This is a genomic window from Microbacterium sp. Leaf159 (assembly GCF_001423615.1).
In the GTDB taxonomy this organism is placed as follows: Bacteria; Actinomycetota; Actinomycetes; order Actinomycetales; family Microbacteriaceae; genus Microbacterium.
Map to the genome: position 1 here is coordinate 1,955,133 of NZ_LMOU01000001.1, position 15,728 is coordinate 1,970,860.

The window sequence follows — 15,728 nt, forward strand, 5'->3', positions numbered from 1 at the left end:
GATGACCGAGATCGCGAGCGGATCCGCCGACGCCCACGGAGCTGCGCCGATGATCGGAGAGCGCCGCATCGTGCTCGAGCCGCGCGAGGTTCCGCTCGGCGGCGTCCGGGGCATGAAGGTGCTGCGCGTGCTGCCGCACCGCAATCTGCCGACGATCGGAGCCTGGTGCTTCCTCGACAGATTCGGACCGGCGGACACCAGGATGCGCGTCGAGCCGCACCCGCACATCGGATTGCAGACGGTCACCTGGCCGCTCGTCGGCGAGATCCGCCACCGGGATTCGCTCGGCAGCGACGCCGACCTCCGACGGGGCCAGTTGAACCTGATGACCGCGGGCAACGGCATCTCGCACTCGGAGTACTCGATCGGTGACGACCCGATCCCGCTCGACGCCCTGCAGTTCTGGGTCGTGCTCCCCGACGGTGCACGTCAGGGGGTCGGCGGGTTCGAGCGGCATGCAGACCTCCCTCAGGTGTCCCTGGTCGCCCACGAGGGCGCGGATGCCACGGCCACCGTCGTGCTCGGCGAGTTCGCCGGCACGGCCTCCCCCGCGACCGTGCACACCCCGATCGTCGGCGCCGAGGTCGTGGTCCCGGCCGGCGCCCGCGTGCGACTGCCTCTGCGGGAGGACTGGGAGCACGCGATCATGCTCGTCGAAGGCGATGTCTCGATCTCCGAACACGAGATGACCCGGAACGACATGCTGTACCTCGGGGATTCGAGGGAGGCGATCGACGTCGCCAGCACGAAGGGCGCCCTGCTCTTCCTGGTCGGCGGTGAGCCGTTCGACGACGAGATCGTCATGTGGTGGAACTTCGCCGGCCGCACGCACGAGGAGATCGTCGAGGCGCGCACCGAGTGGGAGGCGGCCTCCCCGCGGTTCGGAGTCGTCGAGGGTCACGACGTGCGCATCCCCGCTCCTCCCCTGCCCGACGTGCGCCTGATGCCGCGCGGCCGCAGGATCTGATCCGAGTCCCGACACAGAGCGACGCCCCGCACTCCGAAGAGCACGGGGCGTCGCGACCGATCGCTGCTACGGCGCGTCGACCGTGACGATCGTCCGCACATCCGACTCGCCGTACTGCACGAGTCCGAGGTAGCGGGTGCCGGCGGTGAGGCCGGTCCAGCTGAGCTCGTAGCTCGTGGCCTGGCCCCGGACGGCGTCGATCGGGTTCGGGGTCGCGGTCAGCGAGCCCTCGCCTTCGGGCTGCACGTTGGCGTAGGTCATGTCCCACGTCATCGGTGCCGAGGTCGAGTACACGTTGGCGACCACGAGGTACGTGCCGGCCGTCGGAGCCGCCAACGTCACCTGCTCGTCAGCCGACCCCGTCGCCGACTGCCACCGTTCGTAGTAGCGCAGGTCGTCTGCGCTCACGACCCGATAGACCGTGAGGTCGAGGTCGCTGCCGGTGTCATCCGACGAGTCGAGGTCGAAGCGCGAGAGCGTCGTGCCCTCGGGCACGTCGACGATCCACGACACGTCCTTGTTCGCGTCTCCCGATGCCTCGTCACCCGAGTGTCCGACGACGCGGCCGTCCGGGTCCTCGAGCAGTGAGAACGGCGTCAGACCCGACACTGCGAGAGCGAGAGCGCCATCGACACCGGGAGTGATGTCGACCGTGGTCGACCCGTCGACTCCCGTGCCCTCGACCTCGGCAGGAGCATCCGCCGTGACCGGGAACACCGCGATCGGCGACCGCACCGTGTTCTTCTTGCTCGTCCAGGTGAGCGATCCGGTCGCCCACTGCTCGACCGGTGCGCTCTGGTTGTCGAACGTGACCGTGTAGGTCGCGGTCTGGCCGGGCTTGTCGAACTTCAGCGTCGACGGCTGCACCGTCACGTTCACTCCGGGCAGGTCGACGGATGCCGTGAACGTGCCCTTCTCGGTCGCGCTGACCGTGCGGGTGACGGTCTGTGCGCTCGCCAGCGATCCGATCGAGAACGATGCGACGTTCAGGTCGCTGCCGTCGATCGGCTCGCCGGGGAAGTCGGCCAGGCCCTTGCCCTCGAGGAACGCGACCCAGTCGGGCACGTCGTTCAGGTAGAGCAGGCCAGGGTTGAAGTAGCGCTTCGGATCGACCTGGCCCGCACCCTGCTGGAACGGATCCTTGTTCGCAGAGCCGTCGGCGTTGACCGTGTCGTACGCGGTGGTCATCATCGCGGACTTGATCTCGGCGGGCTTCGCGTTCGGGCGCTCACCGAGGTAGAGCGCGGCGAGACCGGCGATGTGCGGCGACGCCATCGATGTTCCCGACAGGATGCCGAAGGTCGGCTTCTCGCCCGGAGCATTCTGGGTCGCCGCGAGGATCGCCACGCCGGGCGCTGCGATGTCGGGCTTCATGATGTCGCTGCCGTCGGCCAGCATCGGGCCGCGGCTCGAGAATCCGGCGATCTGCGGCACCGGTGTCACGACACCGGTGGTGTTCTCGCCCACCAGCGTGATCGGACGGTCGGTGCCGCCCTGCACGTACGCCAGCACGGCCGCGCGGTACGCCGAGGCGAGGTGCACGGTCGGAACGGCGTGGAAGTCGTTGTCGAGCGAGTCCGCACCGCCGGGCACGTTCACGAGCACGACGCCCGTGCCACCGGCATCCTTCACGACCTGCGACTTCTCGGCGCGGGCGTTGCCGCCGCGATCGCAGACCACGATGTGCCCCGTGACCTTGGCCGGATCGATGCTGCCGGGAAGGCACAGCGCCGCGTCCGCGGCCGCCTGACCTGCAGCCGGTGCGTCACCGGCGTAGATCGAGGGACCGGTGACGGTGGTGCCGAACGGCACGCTCACCGAGGCGCCAGCCTGGGCGAAGCCGTCAAACTGCACGGTGCCCTCCCACGTCGGGATCGTGGACGCCGCGACCGTCGTGTACCAGGGGGAGGCGTGGTCGGCGGTGACGGAATCCGGTCCGTCGTTGCCGGCGCTGGTGGCGACGAAGACGCCGGCCGCTGCCGCGTTGAAGAACGCGATGTCCTCAGGGGCGAGCACGGAGGATGCCGCACCGCCGCCGATCGAGTAGTTGATCACGTCGACGCCGTCGGCGACGGCCTGGTCGATCGCGGCGATCAGGTCGCTGCCGGCGCAGATGTCGTCGGTCGTGACGGCCTCATCGGGTCCGACGTAGCAGGCCTTGTAGGCCGCGACCTTGGCACCGGGCGCGACGCCCGAGATCTTGCCGAGGTCGACATCCTCGATCGATGCCTTCACGCCGAAGTTGCCTGCCGCGGTGCTCGCGGTGTGCGAGCCGTGGCCATCGCCGTCACGCGGCGAGAGGTAGTCGTACTGGAAGTCGAAGCCGGCCGCCTGCGCGCCGGTGTAGAAGTACTGGGCGCCGATGAGCTTCGACGAGTAGTCGCTCTTGTCCCACTCCTGGGCCTCGACCATCGTGCCGCGGAACTGACCGCCGTCCGACTTGTCGAAGTAGACGAAGGTGCCGTCGGTGTAGGGCTGACCGCCCTTGTGACGCTTGTCGTTCTTGGGCTGCTTCTTGAGCTTCTTGCCCTCGAACGAGGGGTGCTCGGGGGCGATGCCGGTGTCGATGACACCCACGACGACGCCCTCTCCGGCCTTGTCGACGCCGCCGGTCTGCTGCCAGACTCCGCCGCGACCCTTCTTGTCGTCACCGAGGCCGAGGAAGTCCGTCGACGTCTGGGCGTCGGGGTGACGGATGAAGTCGGGGTAGACGTCGTAGACATCCTTCGACGCGCGCAGCTTGTCGATCTGCTCGCCCGTGAGCTCGGCGCTGAAGCCGTTGAGGACGACCTGGTAGCTGATCTCCGGGGTGACGCCCGCCTCCTGGGCGACCGTCTGCTGCTCGGTCTCGAGGTGCTGCACGTAGCGCTGCGAGTCCTGCGACTGCGTCTCGAGCTGCTCGCCCTCGGCGGGCTTGGTCGCCTCGAGTCCGTCGACGTCGCCGGTGTAGCTGGCGAGCGGGTCGGACTTGAGCACCACGATGTAGTGACCAGGCGTTCCTTCGACCGGAGTGGGATTCGTCACCTCCTCCGTGCCTGCGTAGCCTGCGGTTGCCGTCGATGCGATGAACAGCGTTGCCAGGGTGGTGGCAGCTGCCATCCGGAGGGGTGTTCGACCCATGTGCTTCTCCCGATGATCTTCGTGCGACCGCGTTGCCGCACCGCCGCTCAAGCTACGCCGGGCTTCCGTCTACACACCAGGGTCGGGGGCGATTCCTGGACGAACGGCCAGCCGAGTCGCCAATGGTCGACCCGTGAGCTCCGACTCGCCTCAACGTCGTTCCGGCGAGTGCACGCGAGCGAGGAATCGGGAGGTGCGCGGCGACGGCCCACGCGGATCCAGCAGCGACACGATCACGGTCACGGCAGCCGCGAGAGGGATGGTCCAGGCTGCCGGCTGCGCGAGATACGGCGCGGCGACGCCCACTCCCCCGACCGCCCCGTGGATCAGCAGCGCCAGCCCTGCCGCGAGTCCACCTGCGGCCATGCCTGCCACGGCACCGCGTGCGGTCAGGCCTCGCCACCAGACGCCCAGCAGCACGACCGGTGAGAGGGTGGAGGCAGCGACGACGAACACCACGCCCACGCTCGAGACGAGTCCGGCCGGCGCCGTCATCAGCGCGACGGCGAGCGGCACCAGGGCGCAGAGAACAGCCGACACCCTGAACGAGCGCACGGAACCGGAGAACACGTCCTGGCTGATCACCCCCGCCAGAGACACGACGAGCCCCGCCGAGGTCGCCAGGAACGCCGCGAACGCTCCGGCGACGATCAGGGCCGTCAGCAGCTCGCCGAAGACTCCGGGGAACACCCGCGACGGCAGCAGGAGCACGACGGTGTCGGCGATGCCGGGAACCGCGAGATCCGGCGCCTCGATGCGCGCCAGCAGACCCATCGCGCTCGACACGGCGTAGAAGGCGCTGACCATGGCGATCACGATCACCGTGGTCCTGCGCGCCGAGACCCCGGTCGGGCTCGTGTAGAAACGCACCAGCACGTGCGGCAGACCCATGGTTCCCAGCAGCAGAGCGAGAAGCAGGGATGCCGATTCGTAGGCGTCGAACCCGGAGGGCCCTGCTTCCGCGGGGAAGACGAGAGCAGGGTCGAAATCGTGCGGCCCGCCGCTGAGCGCGAAGGCGATGCAGATGACCGGCACGAGAAGAGCGGTGAGTTTCAGCCAGTACTGGAACGCCTGCACGTACGTGATCGCGCGCATCCCGCCCGCCGCCACGGCCGCCGCGACCAGCACCGCGACCGTCACGGCGCCCACCCATTCGGGCAGCCCCGCGACCACGACGAGGGTGATGCCCGCCCCGTGCAGCTGCGGCACGATGTACAGCCACCCGATGATCAGCACGGCGAGACTCGTCACCCGACGGGCCGCTGTCGATTCGAGCCGCGCCTCGATGAAGTCGGGGATCGTATACGCGCCGCTTCGGCGCAGCGGTGCGGCCACGAACACCAGCACGAGCAGATAGCCGGCCGCATAGCCGATCGGGAACCAGAACCCCCGGGCGCCGTCGAGGAGGACGAGGCCGGACAGGCCGAGGAAGGTTCCTGCCGAGAGGTACTCGCCGCTGATCGCGGACGCGTTCCACACCGGGCGGACCGTGCGCGATGCCACGAAGAAATCCCCTGTGGTCCGCGACACCCTCAGCCCGTACACGCCGATCAGCAGCGTCGCGAGGATGATCAGGGCGACACCGACGAGGTTGGCGACGGTGTTCACTCACGGTCCCTGAGCTCGCGGAAGCGGCGCTCGTTGCGAGCGGCGGTGCGCGCGTAGAGCACCGCGAAGACGAGGATGACCGGATAGAACGCGAAGGCCTGCAGCAGCCACGACAGCGGCACACCCCACAGGGTGATGCTCTCCATTCCGGGGATCAGCGCCACGGCGAGCGCCAGCACCAGCACGACGACGACGAATCCGGCGATGGTGCCGAGCGCCAGACGGAGTTGACTGCGCATGAGGGCGCGCGCGTAGACGGCATCCGCTTCGTCGACCGGTGCCCCTGGGAGCGCGATTCCCCGGGTGAGGGCCTGCGTCCGACGGGCCGGCAGGTCGGCCGTGACGCGCACCCTCTTGGGTGTCTCCACCCGTTTCGGCGCCTCACCTCGCTTCGCCGTCTCGGTCACGGCCCGGCCTCGCCCCGCACCAGCGCCTCGCGCACCGTCGCCACGAGGCGTCTGCTCACCGACAGCGAGGCGCCGTCGATCACGAGAGACGGATCGGTGCCCGACAGACGGGCCTCGGTCACGGCCGAGATCCGCACGAGCACCGAGCGATGGATGCGCAGGAATCCGGCGCCCGCCCACCGGCTCTCGAGCTCGGAGATCGGGATGCGCACGAGGTGCCCGATGCCGTCTTCCGTGTGCAGGCGCGAGTAGTCGCCCTGGGCCTGCGCCCAGACGACGTTCTTGCGGTGCACGAAGCGGACGGCGGATCCGACCGTCACCGGGATCACCTCGTCGTCGCCCGACGCCGCGCTCTCGCCGAGTTCGAGCACGCGATCGACCGCTCGACGCAGCCGCTCGGTGCGCACGGGTTTGAGCAGGTAGTCGGCGGCACGGAGCTCGAACGCCTCGACGGCGCGCGCCTCGTCGGCCGTCACGAACACGACGGCCGGCGGATCGGCGAGGGCGAGGAACGCGCGGGCGAGCTCGGTGCCGAGCAGCCCCGGCATGTGGATGTCGAGGAACGCGATCCGCACGGCGCGCTCGGAGAGCTGGCGCAGGGCATCGGCACCGGTGCGCGCGGTGAGGATCTCGCCGATCCGGTCATCGGTGCGCAGCAGATGCACGAGCTCGTCGAGCGCAGGCTGCTCGTCGTCGGCGACGAGGACGTCGATCATGAGCGCACCTCAGTCGTTGTCCGGATCATGGAGCGGCTGCGATTTGGGCACCCGCATCCGCACCAGGGTACCTGCGCCCGTGTTGGTCTCGACGACGAGTCCACCGTCGGTGCCGTACAGCTGGCGGAGGCGCGTGTCGACGTTGCGCAGGCCGATGTGCAGCCCCTCGGCTCCGGCGGTGAGCAGCTCACGCAGTCCCTCCGGGTCCATCCCGATCCCGTCGTCCTCGACCGTGATCTCGGTGTGGGTGCCGTCATCCCGGGATGCGATGCGGATCTCGCCGCCGCCCTCCCCCGGCTCGAGGCCGTGGCGCACCGCGTTCTCGACCAGCGGCTGCACCGAGAGGAAGGGGATGACGGTGGCGAGCGTCTCAGGGGCGATCTGCAGCGTGACCCGCAGCCGGTCGCCGAACCGGGCCCGCTCGAGCTCGAGATACGAGTGGATGCTGCCGAGTTCCTCCGCCAGCGTCGTGAACTCGCCCTGTCTGCGGAACGAGTACCGGGTGAAGTCGGCGAACTCCAGCACGAGGTCGCGGGCGCGCACCGGGTCGGTGTGGATGAAGGAGGCGATGGCGGTGAGCGCGTTGTAGATGAAGTGCGGTGAGATCTGGGCCCGCAGCGACCGCAGTTCCGCCTCGGCCAGCTGCGTGCGTGAGCTCTCGAGTTCACCCAGCTCGACCTGGGCCGCGCACCAGTCGGCGACCTCTTCGGCCGCGCGCACGAGCGAGGCACGCACCGGTGCGGCGAACGCGACCACTGCTCCGATCGCCCTTCCGTCGACGAGGATGGGCGCACCGACCCCCTCGAGGTCGTCATCGCCGCCGGGCGAGGGGAACACCTGCCGACGCCCCGACGCCGTGACCTGCTCGGCGATGCGCACCGCCGCCGATTCCAGCCCGTCAGAGGGGCCGTCGAACGACAGGGTGCCGTCGGCGTCGACGATCGCGACCGCCGCGCTTCCGAGCAGCACCCGCAGGTGTCGGGCGGCCTTGACCACGTCAGGGCCGGCGAGGCCTGCGCGCAGATGGGGTGCGGCCAGACTCGCGTGGTGCAGGGCGGTGAGGGCCGCGCGCTCGGCATCGCTGCCGAGGTCTGTCGCCCCTCGCGCGAGCCGACGGGCGAGCAGCAGCAGCACCGTGAGCACGACGCCGCCGAGCACGCCGAGCACCGCAGTGAGAACGACGTCGGTCATGCTCTCAGCCTAGGCACTCGGGGGTCGGCGGCGATCGGGCCTCAGCAGCACCGCGCACCCGGGTTGCGATCCTGATCGTCCATCCGCTGCCGCCAGAACTGCCGCTCGGTCAGCGGCTCCTCGTCGGGGTGCTGCCTCTGGTGATGCGCGACGTAGGTCGCATAGGCGGTGTCGCCCATCAGCGTCGTGATGTACCAGCGGATGCCGCGGCCCACCCGCCCCGCGCCGCTGAGAAGCGTGCGCAGGAGGGTGGTCGCGGCATCCGCGCGGTTCACGGTGTCGGCCATCTCAGTGGGTCGATGCCTTGCGCTCGTCGGCGAGGATCGGGTCCCACTCCTTCTCGAGCTCGCGCTCGGCAGGGCTCGGCAGGAATCCGGCCGGAGCGAACCGTCGGGAGGCGACCGGGGTCTCCTCGGTGTTCTCGCCGCCTCCGTTGCGGATCGCCTTGATCGTCACGATCACCGCGGCGACCATCACGATGATCGCGAGCGTCACGAAGATGATCGACAGCGTGCCCTGCACGGCCGTGTTGCGGATGACGGCGTCGAGCACCTCGGGCGCTCCGAGCGAGGTGTCGCCGCTGTCGCGGGCCTCGACGTAGCGGAAGTGGTTCGCCCAGTAGCCGATGGCGGGCACGGGCGAGGCGATCTTGTACAGCGATGCGGTGATCGTGACGACCGCCGTGAACGCGAGGGGCAGACCGATGATCCACAGCCACTTGAGGTAGCTGCGTCCTCTCTTGGCCACGATCGCCATCACCACGGCGAGCGCGATCGCCGCGAGCAGCTGGTTCGCGATGCCGAACAACGGGAAGAAGGTGTTGATGCCGCCGAGTGGGTCGGTGACGCCGAGGATGAGGATCGCTCCCCAGCCGGCCACCATGATCGCGGTGCAGATCCACACCCCGGGACGCCACGAGACGTCGCGGAACTTGGGGAACCAGGCGCCGATCGAATCCTGCAGCATGAAGCGCGCGACGCGGGTGCCGGCATCCACCGCGGTGAGGATGAACAGGGCCTCGAACATGATCGCGAAGTGGTACCAGAACGCCATAAGCGCCTGCCCGCCGAGGGCCTGCTGCATGATGTGGGCGAGGCCCAACGCCAGCGTCGGAGCACCGCCGGTGCGCGAGACGATCGACTCCTCGCCGACGGCCTGCGCTGTGCCGGTGAGTATCTCTGGCGTCAGATTCACCCCCGTCAGCCCCAGCGAGTTGACGAAGGCGACGGCCCCTTCGACCGTGCCTCCTGTCGCCGCCGTCGGTGCGTTCATGGCGAAGTAGATGCCCTGGTCGATCGAGATCGCGGCGACGAGCGCCATGATCGCGACGAACGACTCCATGAGCATGCCGCCGTAGCCGATGAAGCGCGTCTGGCGCTCCTTCTCGATGAGCTTCGGCGTGGTGCCCGACGCGATCAGGGCATGGAACCCCGACAGCGCGCCGCACGCGATCGTCACGAACAGGAACGGGAAGAGCGGGCCCGCGAACACCGGGCCCATCCCGTTCTCGCCGAAGATGCTGACCGCGGGAACCGTGATCTCGGGGCGCACCAGGATGATGGCTCCGGCGAGCATCACGATCACACCGATCTTCATGAAGGTCGACAGGTAGTCGCGCGGGGCGAGCAGCAGCCAGACCGGCAGCACCGCGGCGATGAAGCCGTAGACGATGATGCCCCACGCGATCGTGGTGCGGTCGAGGTGGAAGATCGCCTGGCCCCAGTCGGTGCCGGCGACCCAGCCGCCGCCGATGATGGCGGCCATCAGCAGTACGAAGCCGATGATCGAGACCTCGGTGACCTTGCCGGGGCGCAGGAACCGCAGGTAGATGCCCATGAAGATCGCGATCGGGATGGTCATCGCGACCGAGAACACGCCCCACGGGCTCTCTCCGAGCGCGTTGACGACGACGAGGGCGAGGATCGCGACGATGATCAGCATGATGAGCAGCGAGGCGACGATCGCCGCCGTGCCGCCGATGCGTCCGAGTTCCTGACGCGCCATCTGGCCGATCGTGCGGCCGCCGCGGCGCATGGAGAAGAAGAGCACCGTGTAGTCCTGCACGGCACCGGCGAGCACGACACCGACGATGATCCAGATCGTGCCGGGCAGGTACCCCATCTGCGCGGCGAGCACCGGACCGACGAGAGGTCCGGCACCGGCGATCGCGGCGAAGTGGTGGCCGTAGAGCACGCGGCGGTCGGTGGGGACGTAGTCCTTGCCGTCCTGCTTGACCTCGGCCGGGGTCGCCCGGCGGTCGTCAGGGCGGGTGATGTACTTCTCGATCACCTTGGAGTAGAACCGGTAGCCGATCAGATACGTGCAGACGGCCGCGAACACGAACCAGATCGCGTTGACGGTCTCACCACGGACGATCGCGAGCATCGTCCAGGCGACGGCGCCGAGCAGCGCGATCGCCGACCAGATGAGGATCTTCGGCCAGGTCCAGCGGTTCGCCTTCTCGTGGTGCTCATCGCTCAGGGCGACCGGGGGAAGGGAGGGGTCGGTGGTGATCACCGGTTCGTCGAGTCCGGTGCGATCGCGGCCGGTCCCGTCGCGGCGATGCGACGAAGGTGCAGTCATGGGGGTCTCCTCGGGGTGCGCGTCTTTGCGTTCACCCACGCTAGAAAGCATCCGAGGGACCGGCGGGTGCATCTCGGGATGGATGCGACGAACGGCGCAGACCACGCGACGAACGGATGCCGGCGAGGCTGTTTTACACGGCGACCGACCGCATCCGCTCGGCCGGTGCGCAAGTAGGCTGGAGGGGTGGCATCCTCCCCCGTCCTGACGACTCGTGTGCTGCTGGTCTGTGCCGCGATCGGCGTCGCCACCGGCATCCTCGGGGGGATCGCCGGCCTCATCACGCCCGGCGTTCTGGTGCTCACTCCCTACCTCTACGGACTCGTGCTCGGATCGCACGTCCTGCCCGGGATCATCGCTCAGGAGGTGCTGCGCCGACCGCTCGTGGCACTCGTCACGCACGTCATCGCCGCTCTCATCTCGAGTGCGTTCAACCCGGCGTGGGCGCTGCGCTTCATCGGCACCGCGCTGCTGTTCGGGGCGATCCAGGAGGGCATCGCCGCGCTCACCCGCTACCGCTCATGGGGTGCCTGGCGCTTCTTCATCTCGGCCGGGGTGATCGGCGTGATCGTGGCGGTCGTCGTCTTCTTCGCGGCGCATCTGGCCGTGCTGCCGCTGTGGGCGCAGATCGCCTACCTCGTGATCTCCGTGCTCGGCCCGATCGCGTGGACCGCCGTGGGGCTGGCGATCGGCAGCGCCCTGAGCCGTGCGGGCGTCGCCCGCCGTTGACGCCCGATCACCCGGAATCCGGCGCATGCGGATCAGGTAAGGCTCAGCTAAGTTAGAACGGTACCGATCCGCCGAAACCCGGGGTTATGCCGTGCGCTCACCTGCGCCTCTTCTCCGCGTGCGTGACCTCTCGATCACGCACGCCGATGCCGCGCACCCCTCCCCCGAAGACGTCACCTTCGACATCCACCCCGGCGAGGTCGTGCTGCTGCTCGGCCCGTCCGGTTCGGGCAAATCGACGCTGACGCTCGCGCTCAACGGACTGATCCCCCATGCGGTGCCCGCGACCATGACGGGGTCGGTCGAGGCCGGCGGACTCGACACCGCCGACACCCTCACCGCCACGCTGAGCACGCACGTCGCGATGGTCTTCCAGGATCCGGATGCGCAGATCGTCACCGGCACGGCCTACGACGAGGTCGCCTTCGGTCCCGAGAACCTGCTGCTGCCGCTCGACGAGGTGCGCACGAGGACCGAAGACGCACTGCGCCGCGTCGGCCTGTGGGACAGGCGAGACGAGAATCCCGACCGTCTCTCGGGCGGCGGGCGGCAGCGTCTCGCGATCGCCTGCGCCCTGGCGATGGGCTCTCCTCTGATCGTGCTCGACGAGCCGACAGCCAACCTCGACCCCCAGGGCATCGACGATGTGTACGCCGCACTCGCCGACGTCGTCGCCGCCGGCGACCGCTCGATCCTGCTGGTCGAGCACAACCTCGATGCCGCGATGGGCTTCCTCACCCGCACGATCGTGATCGACCGCGCGGGTCGCGTCGTCTTCGACGGGCCGCCCGCCGACGTCATCCGCACGAATGCCGCAGAGCTCGTCGCGATGGGGGTCTGGCTGCCCGCAGCGACTCTCGCAGCCCTCCGGATACAGGATGCCGGTACGCACTTCGACGAGCTGCCTCTCACGCCTGACGAGCTCGCCGCCGCGCTCGCCGCAGCCACGAGTCACCACGTTTCGACTCGCTCCGCTCGCTCAACGAGCGGAGACGGCACCACCTCAACGACCGGAGACGCCATCCGCTCGTTGAGCGATGAGCGCAGCGACGAGACGAAACGCCCCAGCACCTCGATCATCAGCGCCCGCGGCCTGACCGTCCGACGCCATCGCGCCGAGATCCTGCACGGCATCGACCTCGACATCGCACCGGGCACTCTCACCGCGATCGTCGGCACGAACGGCGCGGGCAAGACGACACTGCTGCAGTCGCTCGCGGGCGTCGTGCCGCCTCCGAAGCGACAGGTCACGGTCGATGGGATCGACCCGGGGTCGGCGTCGCCGAGAGATCTCGCGAGTCGCATCGGCTTCGTGTTCCAGAACCCCGAGCACCAGTTCATCGCGCACACGGTCTTCGACGAGCTCGCCCACGGACTGCGGCTGAGGCACACGCCGGACGCCGAGGTCACCGAGCGCGTCGACGGGATGCTCGCGCGGTTCGGGCTCGAGGCCAAGGCCGACGTGCATCCGTTCCTGCTCTCGGGCGGAGAGAAGCGGCGCCTCTCGGTCGGCACCGCGCTCATCACACGCCCGCAAGTGCTCGCGCTCGACGAGCCGACGTTCGGACAGGACCGCGCCAGAGCATCCGAGTTGCTCGCCCTGCTGCACGACCTGCGCGATGAGGGCACCACGATCCTCATCGTCACGCACGACCTGCAGCTCGTCGCCGAGCACGCCTCGCACACCGTCATCCTGAGGGACGGCCGGGTGCACGCCGCCGGCCGCACCGAGGTGCTCTTCAGCGAAGAGACGCCCTTCGTCGAGGCGGGGCTGAGGCTTCCGGCGCTCCAGCGCGTGCTCGCCGCGGCAGGGCAGGCGATCGCATGACCGCGCAGACGTTCGATCCCTACGCGGCGGTCACGGCATCCTCTCCGCGTCAGTTCCTGTACGCGCTGAATCCGCTGGCCAAGGTCGCCGGCGTCGCACCGGCGATGCTGGTGCTGATCTTCGTGAGAGACCTCGCCACCCCGGCCGCCTTCCTGGTGCTGTCGCTCGCTCTGATCGTCGTGGGGGCGCGGCTCACGGTGCGCACCGTAGCGCTGCTGTTCCTCGCGCTGCCCGTGGGCATGCTCGCGATCGGTCTCGGGTTCTCGCTGTGGGTCGATTCGGGCCTCGTCGGCGACACCCCGCCTGCTCTGCAGATCGGCGACTGGACGCTCTATCAGGGGGCGCTCGTGATCGGCTTCGCCACCGCCCTCCGTCTCGGCGCGATCATCTCCCTGGCGCTGATCGGCGGCCTCACCACCACCGGACCCGACCTCGTGCGCGCGAGCGTGCAGCAACTGCGAGTGCCGTATCGGATCGGCTACACGGCGCTCGCCGCCTTCCGGTTCGTGCCGCGGTTCGGACATGAGCTGTCCGTGATCCGCGCGGCACACCGCGTGCGCGGTCATCATGGCGGCAGCGGGCCGTTCGCGAGGATCGCCCGTGGATGGGGCTACATCGTGCCGCTCCTCGCCGGAGCCATCCGCCATGCCGAGCGCGTGGCGCTCGCGATGGACTCCCGAGCCTTCGGCGCCCACTCCACGCGCACCGAACGCCACCTCGTGCCGTTCCGCACGCGCGACACCGTCTTCATCGTCGCCTCGATCGCCGCATCCGCCGCGATCTTCGTGTTGTTCTTCCCCTGGCAGCTGCCCTGAAAGGCGTCCCCATGGCATTCAGCAAACTGGTCAAGCCCGAGTCGTCCGAGCTCATCCACCTCAGCGTCGTGCGCACCGAACGGCTCGCCCCGCACTGGATCAGGGTCACGCTCGGCGGGGGCGAGATCGAGAAGTTCCGGCCGATGGGCTTCGATCAGTGGTTCCGACTCTTCCTGCCGATCGGCGGGGATGCCGGACTCGACCGGGTACCGGCGAAGGCCAACAAGATGTTCGGATATCTCAAGTTCCTGCGGATCCCCGACGGCGAGCGTCCGGTGATGCGCAACTACAGCGTGCGGGCGTATCGCGCGGCGACCGCCGAGTCCGGCGCCGAGATCGACGTCGACTTCGTGCTGCACGGATCCGCGGCCGACGGCACGGCCGGCCCCGCATCGCGGTGGGCCGAGACGTGCGAGCCCGGCGAGCATGTGCTGATCATCGACGAGGGACTCACCTTCAATCCGCAGCGCGGCACCGAGCGGGTCGTGCTCGTGGGCGACGAGACGGCGCTGCCGGCGATCGCCTCGATCTGCGCATCACTCCCCGCGGATGCCACGGGCACGGCGCTGATCGAGGTGCCCACCGAGGAGGATGCGCTGGACTTCCCACACCCGGCCGGCATCGACGTCGTCTGGCTCGTGCGTCCGCACGAGTTCGCCCCCGGCTCGTTCGCCCTCGCTCGGCTGGGCGAGCTGTCGCTGCCCGAGGCACCGTTCCATGCGTATGCCGCGGGCGAGCAGTCACTGGCATCCGGTGCACGCAAGCATCTCGTCGGTGAGCGCGGTGTCGACAAGAACGCCGTCAGCTTCTGCGGCTACTGGAAGATCGGCGCATCCTCGCCGGCCTCGAAGACCGCCCGCGACGCCGCTGCCGAGCCTCTCGCATGAGCGGGGCGGAAGCCGTGCGCGGGGCGGATGCCGTGAGCCCGAACCCCTACGCGGATGCGTCGGTCGGTGCGGGGGTGCAGGTCGGTGCGGGGGCACCCGCCGGTGCGGGGTCAGAAACGCACCCGGCGCCCGGTGCGGGGTCAGAAACGCACCCCGAATCTCACTCCGCGGTGCAGAATCGACCCCGCACGGACGGCGGTCGGCCACGCTTCCGCTTTCCGACCGCGATCCTGCTGACGTGCGCCGCGCTCGGCGTCGCGGGCGGCATCCTTCTCGCACCCGCCAACTGGATCTCGACGCTCCTGTTCCTCGGCCTCCCCTTCATCAGCGTGGGCCTGGCCGGGCTGTGGCTGCTGCCCTCGGTGATCGCCCTGCGCCTGTTGCGACGTCCCCTGGTCGGGCTGCTGGTGGGACTCCTCGCCGGCCTCGTGATCGTCCCGTTCTCGGGATACGGCTTCAGCAGTGTGGCGACGAACGTCTGGTGGGCGGCATTCACCGAGCTCCCGTTCCTGTTCGTCCTCTGGCACTACTGGGGCACCTGGCTGCACTACCTCGGCGCAGCGATCGTCGGCATCGTCTATCCGATCCTCGCCTGGACATCGTTCAACCTCGGGACGTTCGACCTCGGCCTGCAGATCACCTTCTTCGCGATCACGCTCGCGAGCTGCCTCGGAGGCACCGCCCTCGGCATCCTGATCGCCGACCGGCTGCGCCGCGCGGGTGTCGGCGGCCGTCTGCCCCGCTGACCGCCGGGGCTCCGGGCCTGACTCGCCTGCCCGCCTGCCCGCCTGCCCGCCTGCCCGCCTGCCTGTCCGCCCCTCTGCCCGCCTGCCCCTCTGCCCGCCTGCCCCTCTGCCCGCCTGCCCCTCTGCCCGCC

General features: G+C 69.4%; 13 protein-coding genes. 6 read left to right on the forward strand and 7 right to left on the reverse strand.

Annotation, left to right across the window (positions count from 1 at the left end; translation table 11 throughout):
• Window position 1 precedes the first annotated feature (1 nt).
• On the forward strand, window positions 2–967 hold the full coding sequence (locus ASF80_RS09135; RefSeq protein WP_056310050.1) for a pirin family protein: 966 nt from the start codon (window positions 2–4) through the stop codon (window positions 965–967).
• A gap of 66 nt (window positions 968–1,033) precedes the next feature.
• Here the strand turns inward: ASF80_RS09135 and ASF80_RS09140 are convergent, their stop codons facing one another.
• The 7 genes from ASF80_RS09140 to ASF80_RS09170 all read right to left on the reverse strand — a co-directional run bounded on the left by ASF80_RS09140 (window position 1,034) and on the right by ASF80_RS09170 (window position 10,592).
• Window positions 1,034–4,066: a S8 family peptidase gene (locus tag ASF80_RS09140; RefSeq protein WP_056310052.1), complete on the reverse strand. Its 3,033-nt coding sequence runs from the start codon at window positions 4,064–4,066 to the stop codon at window positions 1,034–1,036.
• 171 nt (window positions 4,067–4,237) lie between these two features.
• The gene (locus tag ASF80_RS09145; protein WP_056310054.1) at window positions 4,238–5,695 is read right to left on the reverse strand and encodes a cation acetate symporter; all 1,458 of its coding nucleotides are present in this window, start codon (window positions 5,693–5,695) and stop codon (window positions 4,238–4,240) included.
• Window positions 5,692–6,063 carry a hypothetical protein gene (locus ASF80_RS09150; protein WP_056311951.1) on the reverse strand — a complete coding sequence of 124 codons (372 nt, stop codon included), beginning with the start codon at window positions 6,061–6,063 and terminating at the stop codon, window positions 5,692–5,694. Before ASF80_RS09150 ends, ASF80_RS09145 begins: the two co-directional genes overlap by 4 nt.
• 35 nt (window positions 6,064–6,098) lie before the next feature.
• Window positions 6,099–6,818 carry a LytR/AlgR family response regulator transcription factor gene (locus tag ASF80_RS09155; protein WP_056310057.1) on the reverse strand — a complete coding sequence of 240 codons (720 nt, stop codon included), beginning with the start codon at window positions 6,816–6,818 and terminating at the stop codon, window positions 6,099–6,101.
• Between the two features lie 9 nt (window positions 6,819–6,827).
• Window positions 6,828–8,009 (reverse strand): sensor histidine kinase, encoded by a 1,182-nt coding sequence (locus ASF80_RS09160; protein ID WP_056310059.1) that lies wholly within the window; start codon window positions 8,007–8,009, stop codon window positions 6,828–6,830.
• A gap of 41 nt (window positions 8,010–8,050) precedes the next feature.
• Window positions 8,051–8,296: a YbdD/YjiX family protein gene (locus ASF80_RS09165; protein ID WP_082488250.1), complete on the reverse strand. Its 246-nt coding sequence runs from the start codon at window positions 8,294–8,296 to the stop codon at window positions 8,051–8,053.
• A gap of 1 nt (window position 8,297) precedes the next feature.
• On the reverse strand, window positions 8,298–10,592 hold the full coding sequence (locus ASF80_RS09170; RefSeq protein ID WP_200934756.1) for a carbon starvation CstA family protein: 2,295 nt from the start codon (window positions 10,590–10,592) through the stop codon (window positions 8,298–8,300).
• Window positions 10,593–10,778: 186 nt separating this feature from the next.
• On the opposite strand from ASF80_RS09170, the gene ASF80_RS09175 reads away from it, so the two are divergent.
• The 5 genes from ASF80_RS09175 (at window position 10,779) to ASF80_RS09195 (ending at window position 15,597) form a co-directional block, all read left to right on the forward strand.
• Window positions 10,779–11,321 (forward strand): ECF transporter S component, encoded by a 543-nt coding sequence (locus tag ASF80_RS09175; RefSeq protein WP_056310061.1) that lies wholly within the window; start codon window positions 10,779–10,781, stop codon window positions 11,319–11,321.
• Window positions 11,322–11,412: 91 nt separating this feature from the next.
• Window positions 11,413–13,149, forward strand: coding sequence for an ABC transporter ATP-binding protein (locus tag ASF80_RS09180; RefSeq protein WP_056310063.1), 1,737 nt, complete (start codon window positions 11,413–11,415; stop codon window positions 13,147–13,149).
• Complete coding sequence (locus ASF80_RS09185; RefSeq protein WP_056310066.1) at window positions 13,146–13,964, forward strand: energy-coupling factor transporter transmembrane component T; 819 nt, start codon at window positions 13,146–13,148, stop codon at window positions 13,962–13,964. The genes ASF80_RS09180 and ASF80_RS09185 overlap by 4 nt, the downstream gene beginning before the upstream one ends.
• A gap of 11 nt (window positions 13,965–13,975) precedes the next feature.
• Window positions 13,976–14,851 (forward strand): siderophore-interacting protein, encoded by an 876-nt coding sequence (locus ASF80_RS09190; RefSeq protein WP_056310068.1) that lies wholly within the window; start codon window positions 13,976–13,978, stop codon window positions 14,849–14,851.
• Window positions 14,848–15,597, forward strand: coding sequence for an ECF transporter S component (locus ASF80_RS09195; protein ID WP_082488251.1), 750 nt, complete (start codon window positions 14,848–14,850; stop codon window positions 15,595–15,597). Before ASF80_RS09190 ends, ASF80_RS09195 begins: the two co-directional genes overlap by 4 nt.
• Window positions 15,598–15,728 lie beyond the last annotated feature (131 nt).

Coding starts and splice junctions, on each gene's coding strand:
- ASF80_RS09190 (WP_056310068.1), top strand. CDS start 13,976: ATGGCATTCAGCAAACTGGTCAAGCCCGAGTCGTCCGAGCTCATCCAC.
- ASF80_RS09195 (WP_082488251.1), top strand. CDS start 14,848: ATGAGCGGGGCGGAAGCCGTGCGCGGGGCGGATGCCGTGAGCCCGAAC.
- ASF80_RS09155 (WP_056310057.1), bottom strand. CDS start 6,818: ATGATCGACGTCCTCGTCGCCGACGACGAGCAGCCTGCGCTCGACGAG.
- ASF80_RS09170 (WP_200934756.1), bottom strand. CDS start 10,592: ATGACTGCACCTTCGTCGCATCGCCGCGACGGGACCGGCCGCGATCGC.
- ASF80_RS09140 (WP_056310052.1), bottom strand. CDS start 4,066: ATGGCAGCTGCCACCACCCTGGCAACGCTGTTCATCGCATCGACGGCA.
- ASF80_RS09135 (WP_056310050.1), top strand. CDS start 2: ATGACCGAGATCGCGAGCGGATCCGCCGACGCCCACGGAGCTGCGCCG.
- ASF80_RS09160 (WP_056310059.1), bottom strand. CDS start 8,009: ATGACCGACGTCGTTCTCACTGCGGTGCTCGGCGTGCTCGGCGGCGTC.
- ASF80_RS09185 (WP_056310066.1), top strand. CDS start 13,146: ATGACCGCGCAGACGTTCGATCCCTACGCGGCGGTCACGGCATCCTCT.
- ASF80_RS09165 (WP_082488250.1), bottom strand. CDS start 8,296: ATGGCCGACACCGTGAACCGCGCGGATGCCGCGACCACCCTCCTGCGC.